Annotated in this window: 6 protein-coding genes; 5 read left to right on the forward strand and 1 reads right to left on the reverse strand. The window is 62.7% G+C overall.

Going from position 1 to position 5,446, the window contains the following annotated elements; all coding sequences use genetic code 11:
* From WBV42_RS07070 to WBV42_RS07090, 5 genes are all read left to right on the forward strand, one after another.
* Positions 1 to 382, forward strand: a 382-nt coding sequence (locus tag WBV42_RS07070; RefSeq protein WP_423985402.1) for a DUF7344 domain-containing protein, incomplete at its 5' end; no start/stop codon positions are given.
* A 37-nt stretch (positions 383 to 419) separates the two neighbouring features.
* Entirely contained in the window at positions 420 to 656 is a 237-nt protein-coding gene (locus WBV42_RS07075) for a hypothetical protein (RefSeq protein WP_423985403.1), read from the forward strand.
* Complete coding sequence (locus tag WBV42_RS07080; protein WP_423985404.1) at positions 653 to 1,564, forward strand: glycosyltransferase; 912 nt, start codon at positions 653 to 655, stop codon at positions 1,562 to 1,564. The genes WBV42_RS07075 and WBV42_RS07080 overlap by 4 nt, the downstream gene beginning before the upstream one ends.
* A 67-nt stretch (positions 1,565 to 1,631) precedes the next feature.
* Entirely contained in the window at positions 1,632 to 2,303 is a 672-nt protein-coding gene (locus tag WBV42_RS07085) for an ATP-binding cassette domain-containing protein (RefSeq protein ID WP_423985405.1), read from the forward strand.
* Positions 2,300 to 3,106, forward strand: a complete 807-nt coding sequence (locus tag WBV42_RS07090; RefSeq protein WP_423985406.1) for an ABC transporter permease — start codon at positions 2,300 to 2,302, stop codon at positions 3,104 to 3,106. Before WBV42_RS07085 ends, WBV42_RS07090 begins: the two co-directional genes overlap by 4 nt.
* 151 nt (positions 3,107 to 3,257) lie before the next feature.
* On the opposite strand, the gene WBV42_RS07095 is transcribed toward WBV42_RS07090, so the two are convergent.
* Positions 3,258 to 5,303: a prolyl oligopeptidase family serine peptidase gene (locus tag WBV42_RS07095; protein WP_423985407.1), complete on the reverse strand. Its 2,046-nt coding sequence runs from the start codon at positions 5,301 to 5,303 to the stop codon at positions 3,258 to 3,260.
* Positions 5,304 to 5,446 lie beyond the last annotated feature (143 nt).

Genomic DNA, 5,446 nt, shown 5'->3' on the forward strand with positions numbered 1-5,446 from the left:
GTCGGTGTACAGCGCGCTGTACCAGACCCATTTACCGAAGTTGGAGAAAATCGGTATCGTCAGGTACGACCGCGATTCCAAGCTGGTCTCGTTTACCGACGGTGCGGAGGACTTCGAACTGTCTCTGGCGACGGATGCACAGACGACGATTCCGTGGCACAAACTGTACGTCGGACTTTCGGCGTTCGGCGCGATACTCATCGCGCTCGGGTGGCTCGGTCTCGTTCCTGCATCGGGGTTCCAACTCGCGGTCATCGTTCTCGGGGTGTTCGCGGTGACAGCTTTCGCACATTTCTACGACCGGCACTGTTGGCAACGACGGTTTCAGGGTGCGACGCCGGACCTCGCCGTGGAATTCGGCGAGAATCGATGGTTCCAATGAAAGAAGACTTTTACTTTCTCGTTTCGTGGCGGCGAGTATGCGCGTCGCGTTCGTCGCAGAAGTAACGGCCCAACACGAGGAGTCGGGGAGGACTCACCGACTCCGACGTATCGCGGAACTGCTTGCGAACCGCGGCCACGAGGCCACGGTCTTCTGTGCACAGTGGTGGGACGGCGACTTGGTGGCCGGTGCGGGACTCGTCCTGCTCGTCGAATTGTCTTCTGTGCACAGTGGTGGGACGGCGACCACGATACGTTCGAACAGGAGGACGTGACGTACCACGCGGTGACGACCGAACCACCCGGCGACACCCCATCGCGCCGGTTCGCGCTTTCGCTCCCCGGCGCGCTTCGTCGTGTAAAACCGGATGTGATTCACGCGACCGCAGTGCCGAAACACGTCCTCGCGGCGAAGACGGCGAGCAAACTCGCGCGCGCGCCGCTCGTCGTCGACTGGTACGAGTCGCCGCCCGAAACCGCCGGGAACGCCTCGAAATCGCTTCGGATGGCCGCACGTTCGCCGGACGGGGTCATCACGCCCTCGGAGACGGTGAAGACCCGAGTTCGGGAACTCGGCGCGGACGAGGCGGACGTGCGCGTGATTCCCAACAGCATCGATACGGACGCGATTCGGGAGGCCCGAATCGTCGAGGGGGCCGACATCGTCTATTCGCGCCGATTGGACGAGGACGCCAACGTCGAGAGCCTGTTTTTGGCGCTGGCGGAACTCCGCGGGATGGGCTGGAACGCCGTCATCATCGGCGACGGTCCCGAACGTGAAGGGTACGAACGACAGGCCGCCGACCTCCGCATCGACGACCGCGTGGAGTTCACGGGCGCACAACCCGTCGAGAAACGGATTCCGGTGTTTCGCGGCGCACACGTCTACGTCCAGACGGCGCGCCGGGAGGCGTTCCCTACAGACCTCCTCCGCGCACTCGCCTGTGGCTGTTCGGGCGTCGTGGAGTACCACGTCGAATCGAGCGCCCACGAGTTGGTCGAACAGGAGGACCGCACGTTTCGGACGACGAGCGAACAGGAACTCACCGAGGCGCTTCGTTCGGCCGCCGGTCTCCCTCACATGACCGAAAACGAGGAGTTCGATCGATACGACGACGACCCCGTGCTCGAACGGTATCTCGACTGCTACCGGGACATGCAGGATTCGTTCGGCTTCTTCTGAGGTCCACCGGGCATCGGCGCTACGGAGAAGAGTACAAAACGGTGTCCGCCGTACCGTCCAGTGACGCATGGACGCGAAACTCGAAGCCAGCGGTCTCGTTCGTGTGGCGGATGGCGACCGAATCGTGGACGGAGTTTCGTTCGCCGTCCCCGAACGGGACGTGCTCGCCGTCCTCGGCCCGTCGGGGTCCGGAAAATCTTCGCTGCTTCGTCTTCTCAACCGTCTCGACGAACCGGCCGAGGGGACCGTTTTTCTCGACGGAACGGATTACCGAACGCTCCCGCCACAGGAGGTTCGCCGCCGAATCGGTTCAGTGCCACAGTCGCCTGCCCTCCGGCCCGGAACCGTCTTCGAGAACGTGACCATCGGTCCACGACTTCGCGGCGAGTCCGTTTCGGCGGACTCCGTTGAGGACTTGCTAGCGCGGATGGACCTCGGAGGATACGCCGACCGTGACGTTTCCGATCTTTCGGGCGGCGAGGCTCAACGCGTCGCCATCGCCCGGACGCTCATCACCGAACCCGAGGTCCTCCTCCTCGACGAACCAACGTCGAGTCTCGACGCGCGCTCGCAGGCGCAGGTCGAGACGCTCCTCGAAGGACTCGTCCGCAAAACGGACCTCACGACGGTGCTCGTGACTCACGATGACCAGCAAGCGCGGCGACTGGCGGACCGCGTGGCACTGCTCGAAGACGGTCGTCTCGAATCCATCGGGCCGATTTCCGAAGTGATGGCGTGACGTTCTTCGACCAGTTCGGCAACCCTGACGTGCTCCGAGGACTGACACAGGTTGCCGCCGCGTCGGTGTTGGCGCTCGTCGTCCTCGGCGTCTCCGCGTTCCGAAATCTCGACCTCGAAACCGAACTCGGGCGGTCGTTCGTCCGCGGATTCGTGCAGGTGGTAGCGATGGGGTCGGTCATCGGCGTGCTTTTCTCGGTGAATCTCGCGTGGAGCGGACTGGTGTTGCTGGCGATGATAGTTATCGCCGCGTGGATTTCGAAGGACCGCGGTGAGAACGTCCCCGGCGTCTTTCGCGTGTCGCTCGTCGGTATCGCGTTCGGAGCGGGCGTCGTCATCGTCACGATGGTCGCGGCCGGTGCGATCGACGCGACGGTTCGAAACCTCATCCCGGTTGGCGGGATGGTGATCGCCAACGCGATGAAGACGAACTCGCTCGCGCTTGACCGTTTCAAGGGAGAAATCGAGTCGAACAGGGCGGAAATCGAGGCCGTCCTCTCGCTCGGCGTCGCGCCCGAAAACGTCGTCTCGGAGTACGTGACGACGAGCGTCCGGGCGTCGCTGATACCGATGGTCGAGTCGCTGAAGAGTCTCGGGTTGGTGTACATCCCCGGCATGATGTCGGGGATGATTCTCGCCGGAGCGAACCCCATCTACGCGGCCGAATACCAGTTCGTCATCATGGCGATGCTGTTCGCCGCCGGTGGGCTGACGAGCATGGCGAGCACCCTGCTCGTCGGTCGCTACGCGTTCACCGAGGCCGAGCAGTTGAAGCGATTCGACGGGTCGGCGACGAGAGTGTGATGGGGAGAGTACGGTGATGAGGTTGGGTCTAAATACGACTCGGTAGTCGTAATCACAACAACACCAACCGCTTCACGTAGCGAGCGGACGGGGGCTTTCGAAGTCTGTCCTTCAGTAACTACAATGGCATCACAATCTACGCCAGTCCGTTTCACTCACTCTTCGAATCGTGACGCTCGAACCACTCCGTGAGCGTTTCCAATCGGTGGCGTGCTCGTTTCGGCGCGCCGATGTTGTGGTGTTCGTCCGGGTAGATGACGAGCTTCGTCGGCACCCCTTGTTTCTTCAGGCTCACGTAGAGCTGTTCGGCCTGTGACGGCGGACAGCGCCAATCGTTCTCCCCGGCCGTGATGAGCGTGGGCGTGTCGACGTTTCCGACCTCGGTGATGCTCGACATGGCGTGGTAGGCGTCGGGTTCTTCCCACGGGAGACCGAGGTCGTTTTCGTACCACTGGAAGTGGTCCCCGGTTCCGAACAGGGAATAGAAATCGTAGATTCCGTGTTCGGGCGCGGCCGCCGCGAACATGTCCGTTCGCGCGATGACGTAAGCGGTGTTGACACCGCCTTGTGAGAATCCGGTGATGAACAGCCTATCCTCGTTGGCCCACCCGCGTCGAATCGCCCACTCGACGCCCGAAACGATGTCGTCGCTTTCACGCGGTCCCCACTCGCCACGGATAGATTCGCTGAACGCCCGACCGTACGAGATGCTTCCGTGGTAGTTGACCCGAAGGACGATGTATCCCTTCCCGGTCCAGTAGCAGTTGTCGGCGTCGAACTGAGGGGCGTCGTACCACATCGGCCCGCCGTGAATCGCCGCGATGAGCGGCCGTGGTTCGGGGTCGTCGGGGTCGAACTCCCGTGGCAAATACGCGATGGCTTCGACCGTCTCGCCGTCACCGTTCTCGAACGTAACGCGCTCGCAGTCCGGCATCGCCACCTCATCGGTGAGGTCGGCGTTCATCGCGGTGAGTCGCGTCGGGGGGTCGTCCCCATCGATTCCGTCAATCGGCATCGCGTACACGTCGTCCGGTTCACTCGGTCTCGTGAGACAGAGTGCGACGGTCGATTCCGTCGCGTCGAAGGAGGTGATGGTCCGATATTCGTCCTGTGTGTCGTACACCCGTTCCGGGTCGTCCCTGCTCGCCGCCAGTCGAACCAACCGCGTCCGTGCTTCGTCGCCGAACGGAGCGAGGAGCGTTTCGTCGTCCGTCCACCTCGGCCCCCCGACCGGCGACACCGACCGGTCGAGCGACGCCGACACCGACCGATACGTCCCGTCATCGGTCACGAACACCTGACTCGGCACGTACCAGTTGTCCGGGTCGCTCCCCACAAAGGACAGTCGGCGTCCGTCCGGACTCCAACGCGGTTTCGACGCGGTCAGTTCCCCGTCCGTGATTCGTCGCAGGTCGCTCCCGGATGGGTCGATGGTGAACACGTCCATCAACGAGGTTTCGTCCGGGTGCTCGGTCTGATTCGAGACGAACGCGATTCGGTCCGGTCCCCACGCGGGTTGCATCCCGGTCATGGCTTCGTACGCCCCGCCACCGTATGCATCGTCGAGGCGTCGAATTGCCCGACTCCGCACGTCCACGACGAACAGATACGTCGTCACCTCGTCGAGAAATCCTGCTCCGTCGTACTTGTGCTGTAACCGTTCAGTCTCGATCGGTGCGTCGTCGTTCCGACGGGCGTCTAAATAGTCAGTTTCCTCGTCGGTCGGGTCGCGGGCGGAAACGACGAATCGTTCACCGTTCGGTCCCCAGTCGAATTCCCTGACACCCTCGTCCCGGTCGGTGATTTGACGAGCGTCACCACCGCGTTCGAGGTCGAATAGCCAGACCTGGGTCTTCGGTTCGTCGTCCGTTTCCGTCGTGCCGTCGGATTCATCTCCGTCGGTTTTTTCCTCGCGACCGACGCCAATCGAAACGTCCCGCTCGCGGGTAGCGAGAAACGCGAGTTTCGAGCCGTCCGGCGACCACCGCGGTGATTCGACGCCCGAAACGCGAGTGAGTCGATGTGGGTCGGCGGTTCCGTCGCTCGGGACGACGAACAACGACCGACGGTTCTCGTCGGCCGCCTCGTCGGCTTCCCGCACCACGAACGCGATACGCTCTCCGTCCGGGGAGAGAGTACAGTTAGAAACGTGTCGAACGTCGTAGATATCGTCCAGTTCGAAGGAACGGCCGTCCATGCGAGACGTATCTCGTCACGCCGATATTATGCTATGGGTTATCGACGCTCGTTGCCGGATTTGCGGACGTTTGCCGCCTCGACAGCACGAACAGCGGCGACGTTCTCCTCGACATCGTGCACCCGAACGATGTCCGCGCCGCG

The organism is Haladaptatus sp., from assembly GCF_049589095.1.
GTDB lineage: Archaea > Halobacteriota > Halobacteria > Halobacteriales > Haladaptataceae > Haladaptatus.

Bases quoted from the DNA above. Each gene is read 5' to 3' on its own strand.
- WBV42_RS07075 (WP_423985403.1), top strand. From the start codon at position 420: ATGCGCGTCGCGTTCGTCGCAGAAGTAACGGCCCAACACGAGGAGTCG.
- WBV42_RS07085 (WP_423985405.1), top strand. From the start codon at position 1,632: ATGGACGCGAAACTCGAAGCCAGCGGTCTCGTTCGTGTGGCGGATGGC.
- WBV42_RS07095 (WP_423985407.1), bottom strand. From the start codon at position 5,303: ATGGACGGCCGTTCCTTCGAACTGGACGATATCTACGACGTTCGACAC.